The organism is Methylobacterium sp. GXS13 (genome assembly GCF_001455965.1).
GTDB lineage: Bacteria > Pseudomonadota > Alphaproteobacteria > Rhizobiales > Beijerinckiaceae > Methylobacterium.
On sequence record NZ_LKKO01000017.1, the window covers coordinates 17,049 to 35,808 of the forward strand.

General features: G+C 68.8%; 22 protein-coding genes. 11 read left to right on the forward strand and 11 right to left on the reverse strand.

Annotated elements, in window-relative coordinates:
• Positions 1 to 60 precede the first annotated feature (60 nt).
• Positions 61 to 1,029 (reverse strand): cytochrome c family protein, encoded by a 969-nt coding sequence (locus tag AO398_RS27275; protein ID WP_082643124.1) that lies wholly within the window; start codon positions 1,027 to 1,029, stop codon positions 61 to 63.
• A 294-nt stretch (positions 1,030 to 1,323) separates the two neighbouring features.
• Here AO398_RS27275 and AO398_RS04650 point away from each other — a divergent pair, with 294 nt between their 5' ends.
• The 4 genes from AO398_RS04650 (at position 1,324) to AO398_RS04665 (ending at position 3,583) form a co-directional block, all read left to right on the forward strand.
• Complete coding sequence (locus AO398_RS04650) at positions 1,324 to 2,067, forward strand: 3-deoxy-manno-octulosonate cytidylyltransferase (protein WP_058190864.1); 744 nt, start codon at positions 1,324 to 1,326, stop codon at positions 2,065 to 2,067.
• 12 nt (positions 2,068 to 2,079) lie between these two features.
• On the forward strand, positions 2,080 to 2,937 hold the full coding sequence (locus tag AO398_RS04655; protein WP_058190865.1) for a prephenate dehydratase: 858 nt from the start codon (positions 2,080 to 2,082) through the stop codon (positions 2,935 to 2,937).
• A gap of 120 nt (positions 2,938 to 3,057) precedes the next feature.
• Positions 3,058 to 3,300: a BrnT family toxin gene (locus AO398_RS27280; protein WP_244498671.1), complete on the forward strand. Its 243-nt coding sequence runs from the start codon at positions 3,058 to 3,060 to the stop codon at positions 3,298 to 3,300.
• Between the two features lie 13 nt (positions 3,301 to 3,313).
• Positions 3,314 to 3,583, forward strand: coding sequence for a BrnA antitoxin family protein (locus tag AO398_RS04665; protein ID WP_058190867.1), 270 nt, complete (start codon positions 3,314 to 3,316; stop codon positions 3,581 to 3,583).
• 6 nt (positions 3,584 to 3,589) lie between these two features.
• Here the strand turns inward: AO398_RS04665 and AO398_RS04670 are convergent, their stop codons facing one another.
• Positions 3,590 to 4,315 carry a tyrosine-protein phosphatase gene (locus AO398_RS04670; RefSeq protein WP_058190868.1) on the reverse strand — a complete coding sequence of 242 codons (726 nt, stop codon included), beginning with the start codon at positions 4,313 to 4,315 and terminating at the stop codon, positions 3,590 to 3,592.
• A gap of 216 nt (positions 4,316 to 4,531) precedes the next feature.
• On the opposite strand from AO398_RS04670, the gene AO398_RS04675 reads away from it, so the two are divergent.
• Complete coding sequence (locus AO398_RS04675; protein ID WP_058190869.1) at positions 4,532 to 5,038, forward strand: GNAT family N-acetyltransferase; 507 nt, start codon at positions 4,532 to 4,534, stop codon at positions 5,036 to 5,038.
• A 111-nt stretch (positions 5,039 to 5,149) separates the two neighbouring features.
• Positions 5,150 to 5,683 carry an inorganic diphosphatase gene (gene ppa / locus AO398_RS04680; protein ID WP_007559546.1) on the forward strand — a complete coding sequence of 178 codons (534 nt, stop codon included), beginning with the start codon at positions 5,150 to 5,152 and terminating at the stop codon, positions 5,681 to 5,683.
• Positions 5,684 to 5,726: 43 nt separating this feature from the next.
• Here the strand turns inward: ppa and AO398_RS04685 are convergent, their stop codons facing one another.
• On the reverse strand, positions 5,727 to 6,260 hold the full coding sequence (locus tag AO398_RS04685) for a gamma carbonic anhydrase family protein (protein WP_058190870.1): 534 nt from the start codon (positions 6,258 to 6,260) through the stop codon (positions 5,727 to 5,729).
• Between the two features lie 586 nt (positions 6,261 to 6,846).
• Here AO398_RS04685 and AO398_RS04695 point away from each other — a divergent pair.
• Positions 6,847 to 7,032 carry a hypothetical protein gene (locus AO398_RS04695; RefSeq protein ID WP_058190872.1) on the forward strand — a complete coding sequence of 62 codons (186 nt, stop codon included), beginning with the start codon at positions 6,847 to 6,849 and terminating at the stop codon, positions 7,030 to 7,032.
• Positions 7,033 to 7,058: 26 nt separating this feature from the next.
• Here AO398_RS04695 and AO398_RS04700 read toward each other — a convergent pair whose 3' ends face one another.
• Positions 7,059 to 7,268, reverse strand: coding sequence for a hypothetical protein (locus AO398_RS04700; protein ID WP_058190873.1), 210 nt, complete (start codon positions 7,266 to 7,268; stop codon positions 7,059 to 7,061).
• Positions 7,269 to 7,348: 80 nt separating this feature from the next.
• Positions 7,349 to 7,864: an META domain-containing protein gene (locus tag AO398_RS04705; protein ID WP_058190874.1), complete on the reverse strand. Its 516-nt coding sequence runs from the start codon at positions 7,862 to 7,864 to the stop codon at positions 7,349 to 7,351.
• Positions 7,865 to 8,105: 241 nt separating this feature from the next.
• Between AO398_RS04705 and AO398_RS04710 the strand changes: the two genes are divergently transcribed.
• The 4 genes from AO398_RS04710 (at position 8,106) to AO398_RS04725 (ending at position 10,759) form a co-directional block, all read left to right on the forward strand.
• Positions 8,106 to 8,429, forward strand: a complete 324-nt coding sequence (locus tag AO398_RS04710) for a helix-turn-helix domain-containing protein (protein ID WP_244498664.1) — start codon at positions 8,106 to 8,108, stop codon at positions 8,427 to 8,429.
• A 154-nt stretch (positions 8,430 to 8,583) separates the two neighbouring features.
• Positions 8,584 to 9,321: a PIG-L family deacetylase gene (locus AO398_RS04715; protein WP_058190875.1), complete on the forward strand. Its 738-nt coding sequence runs from the start codon at positions 8,584 to 8,586 to the stop codon at positions 9,319 to 9,321.
• Positions 9,318 to 9,911: an SAM-dependent methyltransferase gene (locus AO398_RS04720; protein WP_058190876.1), complete on the forward strand. Its 594-nt coding sequence runs from the start codon at positions 9,318 to 9,320 to the stop codon at positions 9,909 to 9,911. Before AO398_RS04715 ends, AO398_RS04720 begins: the two co-directional genes overlap by 4 nt.
• On the forward strand, positions 9,908 to 10,759 hold the full coding sequence (locus AO398_RS04725) for a galactosyltransferase-related protein (protein WP_058190877.1): 852 nt from the start codon (positions 9,908 to 9,910) through the stop codon (positions 10,757 to 10,759). The genes AO398_RS04720 and AO398_RS04725 overlap by 4 nt, the downstream gene beginning before the upstream one ends.
• A gap of 77 nt (positions 10,760 to 10,836) precedes the next feature.
• On the opposite strand, the gene AO398_RS04730 is transcribed toward AO398_RS04725, so the two are convergent.
• The 6 genes from AO398_RS04730 to AO398_RS04755 form a co-directional block, all read right to left on the reverse strand.
• A complete protein-coding gene (locus AO398_RS04730; protein WP_058190878.1) occupies positions 10,837 to 11,808 on the reverse strand; it encodes a CoA ester lyase in 972 nt (323 codons plus the stop codon).
• 107 nt (positions 11,809 to 11,915) lie between these two features.
• Positions 11,916 to 14,678, reverse strand: a complete 2,763-nt coding sequence (locus tag AO398_RS04735) for a phosphoenolpyruvate carboxylase (protein WP_058190879.1) — start codon at positions 14,676 to 14,678, stop codon at positions 11,916 to 11,918.
• Between the two features lie 138 nt (positions 14,679 to 14,816).
• Positions 14,817 to 15,707, reverse strand: a complete 891-nt coding sequence (gene sucD / locus AO398_RS04740) for a succinate--CoA ligase subunit alpha (protein ID WP_007559569.1) — start codon at positions 15,705 to 15,707, stop codon at positions 14,817 to 14,819.
• Positions 15,708 to 15,721: 14 nt separating this feature from the next.
• Positions 15,722 to 16,900, reverse strand: a complete 1,179-nt coding sequence (locus AO398_RS04745) for a malate--CoA ligase subunit beta (protein ID WP_007559571.1) — start codon at positions 16,898 to 16,900, stop codon at positions 15,722 to 15,724.
• 239 nt (positions 16,901 to 17,139) lie between these two features.
• Positions 17,140 to 17,781, reverse strand: coding sequence for a methenyltetrahydrofolate cyclohydrolase (gene fchA / locus AO398_RS04750; RefSeq protein WP_058190939.1), 642 nt, complete (start codon positions 17,779 to 17,781; stop codon positions 17,140 to 17,142).
• Positions 17,782 to 17,793: 12 nt separating this feature from the next.
• Positions 17,794 to 18,657: an NADP-dependent methylenetetrahydromethanopterin/methylenetetrahydrofolate dehydrogenase gene (locus AO398_RS04755; RefSeq protein ID WP_058190880.1), complete on the reverse strand. Its 864-nt coding sequence runs from the start codon at positions 18,655 to 18,657 to the stop codon at positions 17,794 to 17,796.
• Between the last annotated feature and the right edge of the window lie 103 nt (positions 18,658 to 18,760).

Consider the following 18,760-nt stretch of genomic DNA (forward strand, 5'->3'; position numbering starts at 1 on the left):
ATCGGGTCGCGGCCGCCTCAAGGCAAAGGTCGGGCCTGAACCCGACCAGTTCCCCCGCCCCTACTCCTTCGGGGTCGGCAGCGGTGCGTTCAGATCCTTGGTCGGGCCATCGACCTCGAGGTTCCTGGCCCGGTCCACCGCCTCCGGATTGGCCTGGGCCGCCGGCTCCTTGGCGGCCGGGGCGGACGGGGCCGTCGGTTCGGCCGGGATCAGGCTGGACGGCGTGCCCTGCTGGTCGCCGTCATGGGCACCGGCCGGCGGGGTCGGGGCGTTGCGGTCGCTCGACTCGCTCGGCGCCCGCGGACTACCGGCCGACTTCTCCTCGACCGGCTTGGCCGTGCTGGTATCGGCAGGTTTGGCCGGGCTGTCCTTGCCCTCAGACCCCTTGCCGGCGGCCGGCTTGGAGGCGGAGGGTTTTTCCTCGGACGCAGCCGCGGGCTTGTCCTCGGGCTTGGCGGCGGCGGGCGCGGCCTCCGGCTTCGCCTCGGTCTTCTCGACGGCGGGCAGCGGCTTGGGGGTGTCGGCGTTCGTGCGCAGGTAGGCGATGACGTTGGCCCGCTCCTGCGGCGAGGTGATGCCGGCATACGCCATCTTGGTACCGGGGGCGTAGCCCTTCGGGCTGGTCAGGAAGGCGTCCAGGTCGTCGTAAGTCCAGGTGCCGCCCTTGCCCTTCAGGGCCGCGGAGTACTCGAAGCCGGCATGGCCGCCCTTCGGCCGCTCGACGACGCCGTATAGATCCGGGCCGACCTTGTTCGGACCGCCCTTCTCGAAATTGTGGCAGGCCCGGCAGGCCTTTGTGCCGCCCTCGCCCTTCTCGACGTTGGCGCTGGCGAGCCGCACGGCGATCGGCTCGACCTTCGCCTCCGGGGCCGCGGCGGCGGTTTGCGGCTCCGGCTCGGGCAGATCGTACCCGGCTTTGCCGGCGGGTTTGGGATGGTAGATCAGCTCGGCGACGAAACCCGATCCGGCCGCGAACAACAGGGCGCCGAGGACGGCGCCGAGGACCTTGTTCACCTCGAACGAGTTCATGCTCTTCTCTCGATCTGCCCCCGCCCGACGCCGGCTGGCTGGGACGCGGGACCTTGGAAGATTTCAAGGGTGCTTAGCCGTTTCGGCACGATCTTGACAATGCCGCACCCGGGATCCGCACTGTCGCGGGCCGAAAGGGTCGAGGCAAATCGCCCAGCTTGTCACCCGATGGCATCATTTTTCCGGTTTGCGCGATGCGGCGCCCGTGGCGCCCGAGGGACGACAACGGCGGGAAGGCCTGTTAAGCAGCCGCGCTTTGCTGGCGGACGCCTCTGCCTCTGGTCCGAGCCCCTCATGTCCGATCCCCTCGTGCTGATCCCGGCCCGCCTTGCCGCGACGCGCCTGCCGAACAAGCCGCTGGCCGAGATCGCCGGCGAAGCGATGATCGTCCATGTCTGGCGCCGGGCCATGGAGGCCGGGATCGGCCCCGTGGTGGTGGCGACCGACACGGCCGAGATCGCCCAAGTCGTCGAGGCCGCCGGCGGCATCGCGGTGATGACCCGGGCCGACCACCCGTCCGGCTCGGACCGCCTCGCCGAGGCGCTGGACACCGTCGATCCGGAGGGGCGCCACGATGTCGTGGTCAACGTGCAGGGCGACTTGCCGACCATCGACCCGGCGATCATCGGCGCCTCGATCGGCCCGCTTTCCGACAGGACGGTCGACATCGTCACGCTGTGCGCGCCGATCAGCGACGCCCACGAGGCCGACAATCCCAACGTGGTCAAGCTCGTGGGCCATCAGGTGGGCCCGGGCCGCCTGCGTGCGCTCTACTTCACCCGCGCCCGCGCCCCCTGGGGCGAGGGTCCGCTCTGGCACCATATCGGCCTCTATGCCTATCGCCGCACGGCGCTCACCCGCTTCGTCGCCCTGCCCCCGGGGGAATTGGAGACCCGGGAGAAGCTCGAGCAGCTGCGCGCGCTGGAGGCCGGCATGCGCATCGATGCCGTCATCGTCGACGACCTACCGCTCGGCGTCGACACCCCCGCCGACCTGGAGCGCGCCCGCGCCCTGCTCCAGGCCCGCCGCCTGAACTGAACCGCATTCCCGATGACAGACCGCACCATCTCGTACCAGGGTGAGCCCGGGGCCAACTCGCACATCATCTGCGCCGAGGCGTTTCCGGATTGGACGCCCCTGCCCTGCGCCACCTTCGAGGACGCCTTCGCGGCGGTCACGGAAGGTCGGGCTCAGCGGGCGATGATTCCGATCGAGAACTCGATCGCGGGCCGGGTGGCCGATATCCACCACCTGATCCCGACCTCGCCCCTGCACATCGTGGCCGAGCACTTCCTGCCGATCCATTTCCAGCTGATGGTCCTGCCGGGCACCGCCCTGGAGACCGTGCGCACCGTGCACAGCCACGTCCATGCGCTCGGCCAGTGCCGGCGGATCGTCCGTCGGCTGGGCGTGAAGGCCGTGGTCGCCGGCGACACCGCCGGGGCGGCGCGCGAGGTCGCGGAGATCGGCGACCCGAGCCGGGCGGCCCTAGCGCCCGCTTTGGCCGCCGAGGTCTACGGCCTCGACATCCTAGAGCGTGACGTCGAGGATGAGGCGCACAACACCACCCGCTTCGTGGTGTTCTCCCCCGAGCCCGCGCCGGTGGAGCCCGGCAGCGGCCCGTGCGTGACCAGCTTCGTGTTCCGGGTCCGCAACATCCCGGCGGCCCTCTACAAGGCGCTCGGCGGCTTCGCGACCAACGGCGTCAACATGTCCAAGCTCGAGAGCTACATGATGGACGGCGAGTTCACCGCCACGCAGTTCTACGCGGAGGTGGACGGCCATCCCGAGGATCCGGGCCTCGCCCGGGCGCTGGACGAACTCGGCTATTTCTCCCGCGAACTCAGGGTGGTCGGGACCTACCCGGCCCATCCGTTCCGCGAGGCCGCGCGGCCGGCGGCGGAGTAGCGGGCTTCGCAGTTCAGGCCTGTCATCGCACCTTGCGGTAACGACAATCCGTAACTACGCTTCGCCCTGGGCTTTCAATGGGATACCGAGAAGGATGCAGCCAATCAGGCCAAGCATCTGATCGGATTCCGACAGGCTGCCGAGATCTTCCGCGGCTTTCGGCTGACGCGCGAAGACCTGCGACGCGACTATGGCGAACGCCGGTTCATCCGCTTGGGCCTGTACGACGGGGCGGTGTTGCGGGTGGTGTATGTTCAACGTGACGGCGCCATCCGCATCATCTCGGCATGGAAGGCGAGCCGCCATGACAGGAAAGTCTACGCCGAAGCGCGTTCGAGAGCGGGCAGCGACCGTCCGGTATGAAGGCTTTGCTGACATGCCCGCGGCGGACCCGTTGAGCCCGGCCTTCAAGGCCCTGGACGATGCCGAGATCGAGCGACGCGCCGCTGCAGATCCCGATGCCGGCCTGATTCCGCCGGGTTTCTGGGACGAGGCCTCGCCGGCGTCCGTCGCGACGAAGCAACAGATCACGCTGCGCCTCGACGCGGACGTGCTGCGGCATTTCCGGAGCGCCGGAAAGGGTTATCAGTCTCGGATCAACGCGGTGCTCAAGAGCTACGTGACGGCGCAGGAGAAGCGGCGGTAGCAAAAATCACTCCCGCCGCAACACCCTGTCGGCCGCGAAATCCGACCAGAACCCTGGCCGAAAATCCCGCTTGAGCGCCTCCGGGTCGTAGATCGTCTCGACCCAGGTCAGGAAATCGATGCCCTTGGCCTCGCCCTCCGCGCGGTAGCGCGCGAAGAAGGCGTCGAGGATGCCGGTCTTGGCGAAGCGAAGATGGCCGTAGCGGGCCGAGAGCTGGCGGGCGGCCTCGGCCACCGGGCGGTTCTCGTGCAGGATCAGGTAGAGGGCCGAGGCGAGCCCGGCCCGGTCGGCGCCCGACTTGCAGTGCATTACCGCCGGGTACTGGATGCCAGCGAAGAAGTCCTTGGCGCGCAACAGGGTCTCCCGGTCCGGGGCCTCCCGGGAGCGCAACACGAACTCGACCAGGGTGAGCCCATGGCGCTCGCAAGCCTCCCGCTGCAGCGGCCAGGAGCCGTGCTCGCGCCCGCCGCGCAGGGAGATGATGGTGCGCACACCCTCGGCCCGGAAGCGCGCGAGCTGGTGCGGCCCGGGCTGGGCCGAGCGCCAGAGCCGACCCGAGCCGACCCGGTGGCGGTTGAGGTAAGCCAACCGGAACACGCCGTGATCGATCAGCAGCATGTTCGCCCAGGCCTTCAGCCGGTCGCCGGGGCCGGCGATCGGCCGCTCGAAGCGGGCGATCCGGGCCATGCGGCGCGCGTAGCGCGTCTCGGGCTTGAGGAAGCGGTTGAACACGATCGGGGCTGCCGCGGAATCGGGAGCCGGCTCTAACAGCCCCCCGGAAGCCCGGCAATTCGCCTATCGAACCGGCAGCCAGGCCGCTGTACCGCCGACCAACGGAGAGGTCCCAAAAAACCGGCGCCGATCTTGCCTCCACTCTGCCTGGATCGGGATCGAACCTGGGCGGGCCGCACGGGTTATCCGACGGTCGACGGGGGAGGCCGGAAGCCCATGAGCACGCGCACCACGAGCATCCGCCGGGCTCGCGAAGCCGATCTCGGCAGCCTGTCGACGGTGTTCGATGCGTCGTGGCGCGAGGCCTATCGCGGCATCATCCCCGGGGTGGCTCTGGAGCGGCTGATCGCGGGTCGCGACCGGGCCTGGTGGCGCAGCGCCCTGCGCCGCGGCCGCCCGATTGCCCTGGTCGAGACCGGGGAGCGGGTGGTCGGCTACGCCGCCTACGGGCGCACCCGCAGCCGGGCGCTCGGCACCGAGGCGGAGATCGACGAGCTCTACCTGCTGCCGGAATATCAGGGCGTCGGCCTCGGACGCCGCCTGTTCAAGGCGGTCCGCAACGACCTCGCCGACCACGGCCTCACCCAGCTCGGCGTCTGGAGCCTGGAGGACAACGCCCGTGCCGGCGCGTTCTACGAGGGTCTCGGCGGCAAAGCCGGACCGCGGGTGCTGGACCGGGTCGCGGGGGTGGCGCTTCCCAAGGTCGGATACCTGTTCAGCTAACGTTTCTTGGGACTCGTCGCCGGCCTCGCGCCGATACTGATTTGCATCGCCCGGCCAGGCATCTAAGAGGTCCGGGAAGCGGTGCAGACCGCATCCCGGAAGCGATACGCCATGAACATCGACGCCATCCCGCTCGGCAAGAAGCCCCCGCACGACGTCAACGTCATTATCGAGGTGCCGCTCGGCGGCGAACCGATCAAGTACGAGATGGACAAGGAATCCGGCGCGCTGGTCGTCGACCGGTTCCTCTATACGCCGATGTTCTACCCCGGGAACTACGGCTTCATCCCGCATACCCTGTCGGGCGACGGCGATCCCTGCGACGTGCTGGTGGCCAACACCCGCGCGGTGCTGCCCGGCGCGATCATCAGCGCGCGCCCCGTCGGCGTGATGGTGATGCAGGACGAGGGCGGCGAGGACGAGAAGGTCATCGCGGTGCCCTCGCGCCACCTGACCAAGCGCTACGATCGGGTCGAGAACTACACCGACCTGCCCGACATCACGATCCAGCAGATCCAGCACTTCTTCGAGCACTACAAGGATCTGGAGCCCGGGAAGTGGGTGAAGTTCGTCCGCTGGGGCGACAAGGAAGAGGCCCACCGGCTGATCGAGGAAGCGATCGAGCGGGCGAAGGCCAAGAAGTAATCGTTCCTCGCAGGCCGCTCCCGCTCGGAGCGGCCTGCCGCAATCATCCGTCGATGCGACGCAGGCCGGCCTTGTAGCGACGGGCGTTCTCGACATAGCGCAGGGCCGCCTGGCGCAGGCCCTCCACCGCCTCGGCATCGAGGGTGCGCACGGCCTTGGCCGGAGCGCCGACGATCAGGCTGTGATCCGGAAATTCCTTGCCCTCGGTGACCAGCGCGTTGGCGCCGATCAGGCAGCCCCGGCCGACCCTGGCGCCGTTCAGCACCGTCGCACCCATGCCGACGAGACTGCCATCACCGATCGTGCAGCCATGGACGATGGCGCCGTGGCCCACCGTAACGTCGGTACCGATCACCAGCGGAAAGCCGGGATCGACATGCATGATCACGCCTTCCTGCACGTTGGTGCGGTCACCGATCCGGATCGGCTCGTTGTCGCCGCGCAAAGCTGCGCCGAACCAGATGCCGACATCGAGGCCAAGATAGATTTGGCCGATCACCTGGGCGTCCGGGGCGATCCAGACCCGGGTGGGATCGGCAAGCTGCGGCGCGTGGTCGTCGAGGGCGTAGAGCGGCATGGCTGGCTTCCGTCCCGGAGGCTGATCCGTCGGCATCGAGGCCGACGATGGGCATCGCCTGTCGCCGGAATGGCACAGGTCCGTCCCGCCTGCCAATGCTAGGCTGCCCGCTCGATCGGATGCGAGGCGCAGGCGTGAAACGGATCACGGCAACGATCGGCCTCGCGGGCCTGCTACTGGCGCAAGCGGCCGCGGCGGCGGATTGGCACGAGGGCGTCCGGCCCGCGGGCTTTCGGGCCACCTGTGAGGATCTGGCAACCTTCTGCTTTGCGGCTACCTGCGGGGGCGATCAGATCGAAGCGGCCGAAACCTGCCGGGCGCGCTGCCCGAGCGCTGTGATCCTGAGCGTGGTGCCGGCCGCCTGCCGAATCCCGGGCGCGGTGCCCGGGCCGGTCCTCCGGCGGCGGAGCTGAGGCCACGGCATGATCCGACGCAGCCTCGGCGACGGATCGATAGATCTATGTGAGAAAAAAGCCTCCGTCCTGCGGCAACAAAACGCGGGGCGCAGCATTGAACATGCTCCAACGGCTCAAAAGCAAGCACCTCATTGCGGACCGTTGCTCGCACTGGCGCGAGACCGGAAGCTATGAAGATGATCAAAGACGATCTGAACCCGCCCCCTATGGGCTTGAACGCCGATCCTATTCTGTACGGGGTCGCTGTCGGACTGGCGGCGCTGTTTCCGCCGGTGCTGTCCCACGGTCACGATTCCACCGACCGGACCGTGTCGTCCGACGAAGACGAGGATCGGGACGCGCCCGATTCGGAGTGAGCGTGTCGCCATCCGCCGCCTGATCGTCAGCCGGCCAGCCGCGCGATCAGCAGCAGCGTTGCTGCGGCCGGCACGGCGGCGGCGAGCCAGAGTGCGAGAGCATGAAACGCAGGCGGCGCCGTGAAGCGTGACGGCCACGATACACTGGGGCGCAAAGGTTCTCCGCGCCCGAAATCGATTCCGATGGCCATCAGCGCCTCCTCGATGCCCGAGGAGAAAAGGCCGGCGGCCCTCAAGAGCGTCTGAATCCGCAGACGGGTTCGCGTGGCGTGGTGAACCCGTCCTTAAAGCAGGGGCCGGTGCGCCGGAGCAGGTCTCAGAGCGCCCGGTCGAACTTCAGCTCGCCATTCGGGCTCTTCAGCACGAGTTGGGAACCGACGAGATCCCACACGGCTGCTGTGCGCAGGGCGACGAAGAAGGCTTGCTCTGAGGCCGCGAGGCCCTTGTCGCAGCTCTTCTTCGTGAGGGCGAGCGGACCGACCGCGAGGTGCTGATCCTTCAGCGGGAAGGCGGTCGCCGCGAAAGTGTTGCAGCCGCCGTAGCCGCGAGCGCGGTACTGCTTGTCGATGATGAAGCTCGGCCGGTCGCCCCCCGTGAACGGCTTGCCGTTGAGGCTCACGGCCGTCCAGGTCGAGTCGAGCGGGAAGATCTTCTCGCTCGCCTTCGTGCCCGGCACGTATTGCGGCTTCTTCTCTTCTTCGCCGCCGGGGCGGCGGTTGCCGCGGCCGAAGCCCGTGGGCGCGCCGCCCATCTGGGCCTGGGCCTGCGTCGCTGCGGTCAGGTCCACGGCCAACACGGCACAGGCCAAGGTGGCGATCAGCACCGCTCTCATCGTTCTGCCCCTCAAACGCGCGCGCACGGCGCTCAGCTCATCGTCCATCCGGGGGATGCACCGCCTACGGCAGATACCGGCCCGACGCCCACGATTCGTGCGTCGCGGCCGCCCCGAACCCATACGCCCCCGCGGATGCGATTGAAATTCAGCACAATTATGGTCGCGGCACATTGTCGGGCGCCCGGAAACGATCCGCGGCGGATATCGTTGTCGATGATTGCACGGGATGGAGGACAACGTGGCAGGATCGGACGAGGGCGGCCAGGCCGGTGCGGGTGCGCCCGCGATGAGCCCAGCACAGTCGCGGGCGGCACGGGGACTGCTCGGATGGTCCGAGGCGGACCTTGCCGGAAAGGTCGGCCTCGACGAGCAATTCGTGCGCGACTTCGAGAGCGGCTACGGCGACCCGCCGAGCGGGCAGATCGAAGCCCTGCGCAGCGCCCTCTGCACCGCGGGCGCGGCGTTCGACGATGCACCCAATTCCGGCGTCCACCTGGCTGCTGGGTCCAAGGCCGACGAGGGCGTCCGGCTCGGTGCCCTGACGACCGAGAACGATCGGTAGGGCCTCTGTCGGACGGCCTCGGTCATGACGCGTTCAGCCGCCGGAGCCGATATCCGGGAGGCTCGATCTGCCCGTCGTTCCAGGAGCGATCCGTGACCCTTCTCCACAACCGCTCGATCTGCGCCGGCGCGCAAGCCTGGACGGGGGCACGCTGATGCGGGCCGATACCTTCCTGGCGGCTGCCGACGCGCTGCCCGAGGCGGATCTCGGCACCCTGGTGGAACGGGGCGGCGTCGTGGTGGTGGCGCCGCATCCTGACGACGAGAGCCTGGGCTGCGGCGGCCTGATCGCGGCGGCCCGCGCCGCCGAGCGGGACGTACGCCTGGTGGTGGTCAGCGACGGTTGCGGCTCGCACACCCATTCCCAGCTGTACCCGTCGGATAAGCTGCGCGCCCTGCGGGAAGCTGAGACGCTCCGGGCCGTATCGATCCTCGGCCTGGCTGCGGAATCCGTGATCTTCCTGCGTCTGCCCGATGCGCATGTGCCGAGCGCCGGCCCCGAGGCGGAAGCGGCCGCCCATGCTGTCGTTCAGGCCGCCAGCGCATGCGAGGCCGGCGCCGTCTTCGTGACCTGGCGGTACGATCCGCATTGCGACCACAGGGCATCGGCCGCCATCGTCGGCCTGGCCCGGCCGCAGATGCCGGGCGTGATGATCTACGAATACCCGGTCTGGGGCTGGACCCTGCCGCCCGAGACCGAAGTCGGGCCCGCCCCGGACGGCCTGCGGCTCGACGTCTCCGCCTACCGCGCGGCCAAGGCCCGGGCGGTCGCGGCACACGAATCGCAGACCACCGATCTGATCTCGGACGATCCCACGGGATTTCGGCTGGAGCCCGCGATGATCGACCGGCTCTGCGGCCCCTACGAGCGCTTCGTCAGGATCCACACATGAGCCGAGCGACGGAGACTCTCCCGAGCGATTACTTCGCCGGTATCTACGCCAGCGATACGGATCCCTGGCAATTCACAACCTCGACGTACGAGCGCGACAAGTACGCGGCGACACTGGCCTGCCTGCCGCGGCCGCGCTACCGCGCCGCCTTCGAGCCGGCCTGCGCGATCGGGGTGTTCACCCGCGCCCTGTCCGAGCGCTGCGACCGCCTGCTGGCGAGCGACCTGATCCCGGCCGCCGTGGAGGCCGCCCGAGCCCGCAACGCCGACCAACCAACGGTCGAGATCCGCCAGGGCGCCGTTCCGGCGAACTGGCCGGAGGGTCTGTTCGACCTGATCGTGCTGTCCGAATTCCTGTACTTCCTGGACCCGCGCGATCTTGCCGAGGTGGTCCGGCGCGTCGGCGGCGCGATCGAACCCGGCGGCGATCTGGTACTGGTCCACTGGATCGGCGAGACCGACTATCCGCAATCGGGCGACCAAGCTGCCGAGAGCTTCATTGCGCAGGCCGCCTCGTTCGCGGGCCTGATGCACCAGGACCGGACCGACAAGTATCGGCTCGACGTGCTGCGCGCTGGAGCGTCCCGGTGAGCACCACGGTCATCACCCTCAACAAGGGTCGTGGCCCCCATCTCGCGCGGCTGCTAGAAGGGCTGGAGCGCGGCACGCCCCCCGACGCCTGCATCGTCGTCGAGATCGGCGGGGACGACACCCCGCTGCCGGACCTGTCCTTCCCGATCGCGCGCGTCCCGTTCCCGCGGGACGGCCTGCCTCTTGCGGCGGCGCGCAATGCCGGGCGCCAGGCGGCCCGGACCGACACGCTCGTCTTCCTCGATGTCGATTGCATACCGTCCTACGGACTGGTCGCGGGCCTGTCGCGGGCGGTGGCCGAGCATGACGCCCTGATCTGTTGCGAGATCGGCTACCTGCCGGCGGGCGCCGTCCAGGATGGCTGGGAGGAGGCCATGCTCGACCAGCTCGGACATCCGCACCCGGTGCGTGCCTTCCCGCCCCCCGGCTTGGTGGCCCCGGCGCCGCAGCCCGGCCTGTTCTGGTCCCTCGCCTTCGCGGTGCGGGCCGCGACCTACGACCGGATCGGCGGCTTCGACGAGTCCTTCTCCGGCTACGGGGCCGAGGATACCGACCTGGCGTTCCGGGCGGACACAGCCGGCGTGCCGATCCTGTTCCTCGGCGGCCCACGGGCCTACCACCAGCACCATGCGAGCTACGACCCGCCGCTCCAACATTTCCGCGATATCGTCGCCAACGCCGCCCGTTTCCACGCACGCCACGGCTTCTGGCCGATGGATGGATGGCTCGACGGGTTCGCTCGCCTCGGCCTGATCGCGTCGGATCGGTCGAACGGTATCGTAATCCACCGCGATCCGACTCCGGCCGAGATGACTGCGGCGCGCCTGCCGGACGCACGTCCGTTCTAAAGCGATTGCGTCGCGGCCGGTGATCCCGGCCGCGACGCACATTTGGGCCGCCCGCCCCGCAGGGAGAGCGAGCCCCCTCACGCCTTCATGGCGTTGGCCTTCTCGATCAGCGCCTCGGCCATGCGGATCGACGCGATGTCGATCAGGCGGCCGTCGAGGGAAACGGCGCCGCGACCGGCCTTGGCGGCCTCCTGCATGGCCTCCAGGATGCGACGGGCCTTGGTGACCTCGGCCTCGGACGGTGTGAACACCTCGTTGGCGAGATCGATCTGCGAGGGATGGATCGCCCACTTGCCCTCGAAGCCGAGCGCCGCGCAGCGCTTGGCCGCCGAGCGGTAGCCGTCCGGATCCGAGAAGTCGCCGAACGGGCCGTCGATCGGGCGCAGGCCGTAGGCGCGGCAGGCCACCAGCATGCGGTTCTGGGCGAACAGCCACGGATCCTGCCAATGGGTCTGGCGATTGCCGGCCTCGTCCTTGTCGGTGAGCACCGAGAAGTCCGGGTTCACGCCGCCGATCACCGTCGAGCGGGCGCGGGTCGAGGCGGCGTAGTCGGCCACGCCGAAGGACATCGCCTCCAGGCGCTTCGACGACTGGGCGATCGCCTCGACATTGGCCATGCCGAGGGCGGTCTCGATCAGCACCTCGAAGCCGATCTGCTTCTCACGCTTCTTGGCCTGCTCGATCTGGGTGACCAGCACGTCGATCGCGTAGACGTCGGCCGGGACGCCGACCTTGGGGATCAGAACCATGTCGAGCCGCGGACAGGCTTCGACGATGTCGACCACGTCGCGGTACATGTAGTGGGTGTCGAGACCGTTGATGCGGATCATCATGGTCTTGTTGCCCCAATCCAGGTCGTTCAACGCCTGGATGATGTTGGTGCGGGCCTTCTCCTTGTCGTCGGGAGCGACCGCGTCCTCGAGGTCGAGGAAGATCACGTCGGCAGCAGAAGACGCCGACTTCTCCATGAAGGTCGGGTTGGAACCCGGAACGGCGAGTTCGGAGCGATGCAGGCGCGGCTTGGCCTGCTGGATCAGGGTGAAGCTCATGGGTGTTTCTCTCTCCTGGTAACGGTTCTGATGCCGCCGGGGTGCGTGGGGATCGCCCTCCGGGAACAAGATGGGTCAGATGCGGGGCACCGACAGGGCGCCGCGCCTCACCCGGTCGAGCCGAAGCCGACCGCGATGCAGTTGATCGACAGCAGCAGAGCCGATTTCACCGCCTCGCGCCGGTCCTCGTCGGTCTCCGCGCGGTAGCGGGCCAGCAGCTCGACCTGCTCGCGGCCGACCTGATTGATGGTCGACAGCCGGCCCTTCAGACGGTCGCGGAACAGCGGGAAGCGCTCGGCGAGGTCGGTTCCGCCACTCACCCGCAGCACCATTTCGCGGGTCAGCGCGTACTCGGCCTCGATCATCGAGAAGATCCGGTCCCGGATGCCCGCGTCCGGGACGAGGCCCGCATAGGCCCGGGCGATGTCGAGATCGACCATCATCAGGGTCTTCTCGACCTCGTCGAGAACGAGGCGGAACACGCGGGATTCCTGGAACAGGCGCTTCAGGGTCGCCTCACCATCTCGGCCGCGCACGTCGAGGAAGCTCGCCAGCCCCGAGCCGACGCCGTACCAGCCGGTGATCACGTGCCGGTTCTGCGACCAGGCGAACACCCAGGGGATCGCCCGAAGATCCGAGAGCGAGCGGGCGCCGAACCGGCCGGCCGGGCGGTGGCCGATGTTCAGGAGCGCGATCTCGTCCAGCGGGCTCGCCGACTGGAAATAATCGACCAGGCCGTCGGTCTGGAGCAGCCGGACATAGGCGGCCCGCGAGGCGCCGGCGAGCGCCTCCAGGGCGTCGTCGTGGCCGACGCTAGCCCGCTCGCCGTCGCCCGCCAGGGCGTGCTCGAACACCGAGGCGGCGAGCAGCTCCATCTGGTAGGCGGCGGTGCCGCGGTTGGCGTATTTGAAGGAGACGACCTCGCCCTGCTCGGTGGTGCGGAACCGCCCGCGGATCGAGCCCGGCGGCTGGGCCATGATGCCCCGGTGGGTCGGCACGCCGCCCCGGCTCACCGAACCGCCGCGCCCGTGGAAGAACGCGATGCCGACGCCGAGCTCCTGGCCGAGCCGGGTCAGCTTGCTCTGCGCCTTGTACAGCTCCCAGTTGGCGGCGACGAAGCCGCCATCCTTGTTGGAGTCGGAATAGCCAATCATCACCTCCTGCACCCCGCCCTGCCAGCGGGTCGAGCGGCGCACCACCGGCACGCTCAGGAGCTCGCGCATGATGGCCGGGGCGGCCCGCAGGTCGTCGATCGTCTCGAACAGCGGCACGATCGCCAGGGGGCAGATCTCCGGGCGGATGTCGGGGCCGGCCGCGTCGAGGAACACGCCGGCCTCCTTGGCGAGCAGGTAGGCGCCGAGGACATCCTCCACCGAGCGGGTCATCGACAGGACGAAGGCGCCGAACGCCTCCCGGTCGAGGGTCTCGCGCATCTCGGCAACCAGCGCGAAGGTCGCCAGCGTCTCGCGGGCGGCGTCGGGGAGGTTCTCGAAGGAGCGTTCCGGATCCCGGGGCCGGACCAGCTCGGCGTCGAGCCAGTGCCGCCACGCCGCCGAGCCGAGCGCCGGGGGCTCGCCCTCGCCATTGCGCTGGCGCCAGAGCGCCTGGAGCGTCTCGGTGGTCCGGGTGGTGTTCTCGCGCAGGTCGAGCCGGACCGTGGAGAAGCGGAAGATCTCGACCATGCGCCGGACCGGTCGGACCAGATCGCGGCCGAGCGCGCCGCACTTCGCATCCTCCAGACCACGCTCAAGGGTGCGCAGGTCCTCGATCAGGCCATCGGCGCTGGCGTAATCGGGGCCGGACGGGTGCTGGCCCTCGTTGCGGGCGATGGTCGCGTCGAGCTTGCGCAGGACGCAGGTGAGATACTGGCGGTACGGCTCGCCGGGATTGCGCCGGGCGATGGCCCGGGCCTGCCCGCTCTCCGCGAGCTGCCGGTCGAGTTCCTGGCGGAACGTCTCCGGCAGCGGCAGCGAGCGCTCGGTGAGCGAGAGCGTCCGGCCGAGCTCGCGCACGCCGTCCCGGTAGCGGTTGAGCGAGGCGAGCGCGTTGCGGTGCAGGGCCTGCCGGGTGACCGCGGCCGTGACGTAGGGATTTCCGTCCCGGTCACCGCCGATCCACGAGCCGAATTGGAAGAACGGCGGCACCTTGAACGGCGTGCCGGGATAGGCCTCGGCCAGGGACTCTTCGAGCGTGTCCATGGTCTCGGGCAGCATCTCGAACAGGGTCTCGTCGAAGAAGTGCAGCCCCCAGGCGACCTCCCGCTCGACGGTGGCCTTCTCCAGGTGCAGCTCGCCGGTCATCCAGACCAGCTCGATCTGGTCGCGCAGCTCGTTCATGAGCCCGTTGCGCTCGCGGTCGGTCCAGCGCGGCATCTCCAGCTCGCGCAGCACCAGGTAGATCCGCCGGAACTTCTCCAGCACGGTCACCCGCTTGCCCTCGGTCGGGTGTGCGGTCAGCGTCGGCCGAATGCGCAGGTCGGAGAGCAGCGCCTGGATCTGCGCCGGCTGGATCCCCTTGGCGCGGGCGTCGGCGAACACCTTCGCGAACGATCCGCTTAACGCGGCCCGCCCCTCGGTGCGCTCGACGTGGCGGCGCCGGCGCATGGCCGCGTTCTGCTCGGCGATCGAGATGAGGTGGAACCAGATGCCCTGCACCTGGAGGGCGCGCGCCAGCATCTCCGGCGAGAAGCGGGAGATGTCGGCCGTGCCATGCAGCACCGCCTCGAGATCCGGGTCGTGCCGCCGCGCGACGTCGAGCAGAGCCTGGAACAGGATGTCCAGGGCCTGCTCGGCCGACGTGCCGGTGATCACCGGCGGCGCGAAGGCGCTGGCCTCGGCGAGGCCGGGGGATGCGTGAAGGGTACGGGTCATGGAGCCACCTTGAGCGCGGTGCGCTCCCCTCCCCCTTGCGGGGAGGGGTAGGGGTGGGGGTGGCGCAGGATCCAGCGATCCGGTCCCTTCTGCACCACGCCCACCCTCGGTCCCTCCCCGCAAGGGGGAGGGAAGATTTCAAGCCGCCCGGGCGAGCACGTCGGCCACGGTCTGGCCGAACGAGCCGGGATCGGGCGCCACGGTGAGGCCGTAGGAGCGCATGATCTCGGCCTTCTCCGCGGCGCTGTCGCCGGCCGCCGAGATGATCGCCCCGGCATGGCCCATCCGGCGCCCCTTCGGAGCCGTGAGCCCGGCCACGAAGCCGATCACCGGCTTCGACATGTTGTCCCGGATCCAGGCCGAGGCCTCGGCCTCCTGCGGGCCGCCGATCTCACCGATCATCAGCACCGCGTCGGTGTCCGGATCGGTCTCGAACAGCGCGAGATGGTCGAGGAACGACGAGCCGTTGATCGGGTCGCCGCCGATGCCGACCGAGGTCGAGATCCCGAGACCGAGCTCCTTGAGCTGCGAGGCGGCCTCGTAGCCCAGGGTCCCGGAGCGCGAGATGACCCCGACATTGCCTTTGAGGTAGATGTGGCCGGGCATGATGCCGAGCATCGCCTTGCCGGGGGAGATGATGCCGGCGCAGTTCGGGCCGACCACCATCGTGCGGCGATCCCGCGGGTAGCGCATCAGGTAGCGCTTCACCCGCATCATGTCCTGGGCCGGGATGCCGTCGGTGATCGAGCAGACCAGCCGCAGGCCGGCATCGGCCGCCTCCATGATGGCGTCGGCCGCGAAAGGCGGCGCCACGAAGGTGATCGACGTGGTGGCACCGGTGGCGGCGACCGCCTCCTTGACGGTGTTGAACACCGGCAGGCCAAGGTGAGTGCGACCGCCCTTGCCCGGCGTGACGCCGCCGACCACGTTGGTGCCGTAGTCGAGCATCTCCTTGGCGTGGAAGGTGCCCTTGTCGCCCGTAATGCCCTGGACGATGATCGGGGTGGTCTCGTCGATGAGGATGCTCATGGCGTGGTTTCCCCTCAGCGGTTCTTCTTGGCGGCGTCGCAGGCGTCGACCGCCTTGCGCGCCGCGTCCGACAGGGTGTCGGCGGTGATCAGGTCGAGGCCGCTCTCGGCCAGGATTTTTTGGCCGGCCTCGACATTCGTGCCGGCCAAGCGCACCACCAGGGGCACGTCGATCTTCACCTCCCGGGCGGCCTGGATCACGCCCTCGGCGACCCAGTCGCAGCGGTTAATGCCGGCGAAGATATTGACCAGGATCGCCTTGACGTTGCGGTCCGAGAGCACCAGCCGGAACGCCGTGGCGACCCGTTCGGGCGAGGCACCTCCGCCCACGTCCAGAAAGTTCGCCGGCTCACCGCCCGCGTGCTTGATCATGTCCATGGTCGCCATGGCCAGCCCGGCGCCGTTGACGATGCAGCCGATCTCACCCTCGAGCCCGATATAGCTGAGGTTGTGCTCGGCGGCCTGGGCCTCGCGGGGATCACCCTGCGACGGGTCGTGCATGTCGGCGATGCCCGGCCGCCGGAACATCGCGTTGTCGTCGAAGCTCATCTTGGCATCGAGGGCCAGCACCCGGTCGTCCTTGGTGACGACCAGCGGGTTGATCTCCAGCATCGTGCCGTCGCAATCGCGGAACGCCCGGTAGGCGTTCATGATGGTCTTCACCGCGGCCGAGACCTGCTTGATGTTCAGGCCGAGCTGGAAGGCGATCTCCCGGGCCTGGAACTGCTGCAGGCCCACCGCCGGCTCGACGACGACTTGGATCAGCGCCTCCGGCTCGTTGGCGGCGATCTCCTCGATATCCATGCCGCCGCGCTGGCTGGCGATGACGCGCACGCGCTCGGCCTTCCGGTCCAGCACGTAGCCGAGGTATAGTTCGCGCTCGAACGGGTCGGCGGTCTCGACATAGACCCGCTGGACCGGCTTGCCCTCGGGGCCGGTCTGCAGAGTGACGAGGCGCTTGCCCAGCAGCTCCTTGGCGGCGTCGCGGACCTCGTTGTAGGTCCGGCACAGCTTGATCCCGCCGGCCTTGCCGCGGGCGCCGGCATGGATCTGCGCCTTCACGGCCCAGAATGAGCCGCCGAGTTCGGTGGCGGCATAGACCGCTTGGTCCGGACTGAACGCGATGGCGCCCTTCGGAACCGCCACACCGAAGCTCGCCAGCAGCTCCTTGGCTTGGTACTCGTGGACGTCCATTCGGCGCCTCCTCCGCGGTCGTTGCCGCCGTTCGACTCTCTCTACTTTAGTTGAGTATGAAGATTACGCCCGTCAAATTTTTTGATCCACCGGTTCAGGTCGGCTTTTTCGCGGGTGCAGCAGAATTCGAACCCACTATTGCGATGCAGCATTGCAGAAAAACAACGAGACCGGGAGCATGATGCTCCCGGCCTCGACTATCGATCCATTTGTGCCCGCCGCGGCGGATGCGGCACGCCTCAGTTCACCTTGGCCTTCACGACGGCGTAGACCTTCTCGGTAAGCGCGCCGGCCTCGGCCAGCAGGCCCTCGAGCTCCTGAAGCCGCTCGTCGGCGAACTCCCGGTCCTCGATCCCCTTGGCGTTGACGTAGACGTTGAGCGCCGCGCTGCGCAGGCCGGCATAGGCCGAGAGCACCGCCACCCCGGCATCGGAGACGACGTTGAGATTGCCCTTCTCGGCGGTGATCGCAGCGAGATCGATCACCGTGCGGCAGGCCCGGCAGCAGGACAGCGGCACGTCGGTCGCCGTCTTCAGCGCCGCCTGGATCGCCGTAGCGCGGGAAGCCTTCTCGTCGTCGGTGCCCTTGGGCAGGCCATAGGCGCCCATCACGGCGTCGAAGGCCTGGACGTCCTCGCCGATCATGCCGGTGAGCACGACCCGCAGGCCCTCGGACCGGGCGAGCACATCCTTCAGCTCGGCCTCGACCTCGACGTACTTCTTCTTGCCGATGGTCAGGTTGCAGACCATCGACACGAGGGCCGCGCCCATGGCGCCGGAGATCGCCGCAGCACCGCCGCCGCCGGGGGTCGGCGCGGCGCTCGCCAGCTCCGTCAGGAACTTATCGATGCTGTCGGTTTCGGGGGGGACCGTGTCGGTCACCGGCACCTCCTCTCAGGCCATCTTTTTCGCCAGGGCGTAGATCTCCTCGGCATCGAGCACCTGCTCGGTGCTCTCGAAGAGCTGGCCGACGCAGGCCCGGTGCAGCTTGAGCTTCAGGCCGCCGATGCCGAGCGCGCCGAACGCCTTCTTGCCGTTGCGGTCCTTGCCCTTGTCCATGACGTCGATGCCGCCGATCCCGGTCGGGGGCTGGGCGTTGTAGTCGGCGACGATCTCGACGGCCGGATCCTGTGCCCAGGCGGCCTCCGGCAGCAATTCGACCCCGATGGCGCCGGCCGTGAAGATGAGGTTCTTGCCCTTCACCAGGGCGACGCGTGAGGCCTCGTCCGGCGTCGCAGCGGCCTTGACCGAGACCTTGAAGCGCTTGTTGATCGCGTCGGCGGCAGCCTGGGTCTTGTCCAGAGCGCGGCCCGCGATGGTCACGTCCGCACCCTCGCCGGCCAGCAGCGCCGCGGAGCGCATGCCCACCGGGCCGGTGCCGGCGAGAACGACGGCGCTCTTGCCCTGAAGCGAACCCGCAGCCTTTGCCACCAGTGCGACGCCCGCAGCCGCCGTGGTGTTCGAGCCGTTGGAATCGAGCATGCATGAGACCCGGAACGGGCCGAAGAACCGCTTCTTGACTGCGGTGAAGAGTTCCTCACCCGCCGCCATACTGCCGCCGCCGACGAAGATCGCCGTCGACTTCTTCTCGGAACCGCCGCGGGTGTAGATCGTGCCATCGACCAAAGCGCCGACATTGTCGGGCGTCACACCGCCGTAGCCGGTGATGTGGTCAGCACCGCCGTCATAGCCGACCACCGTGTCGAACACGTTCGGCATCGCATCGGTGTCGAACAGGAACAGCAGCTTCTTTGTCATGCTTTTTGGACCTTATCCGTCGCGCCTGTGAGGCGCCGTCGTGATGTCTTCTCGATCCGTTCCCAATCTCGAGGGGAGCGGACGACCTAAATGTCAGAAACCG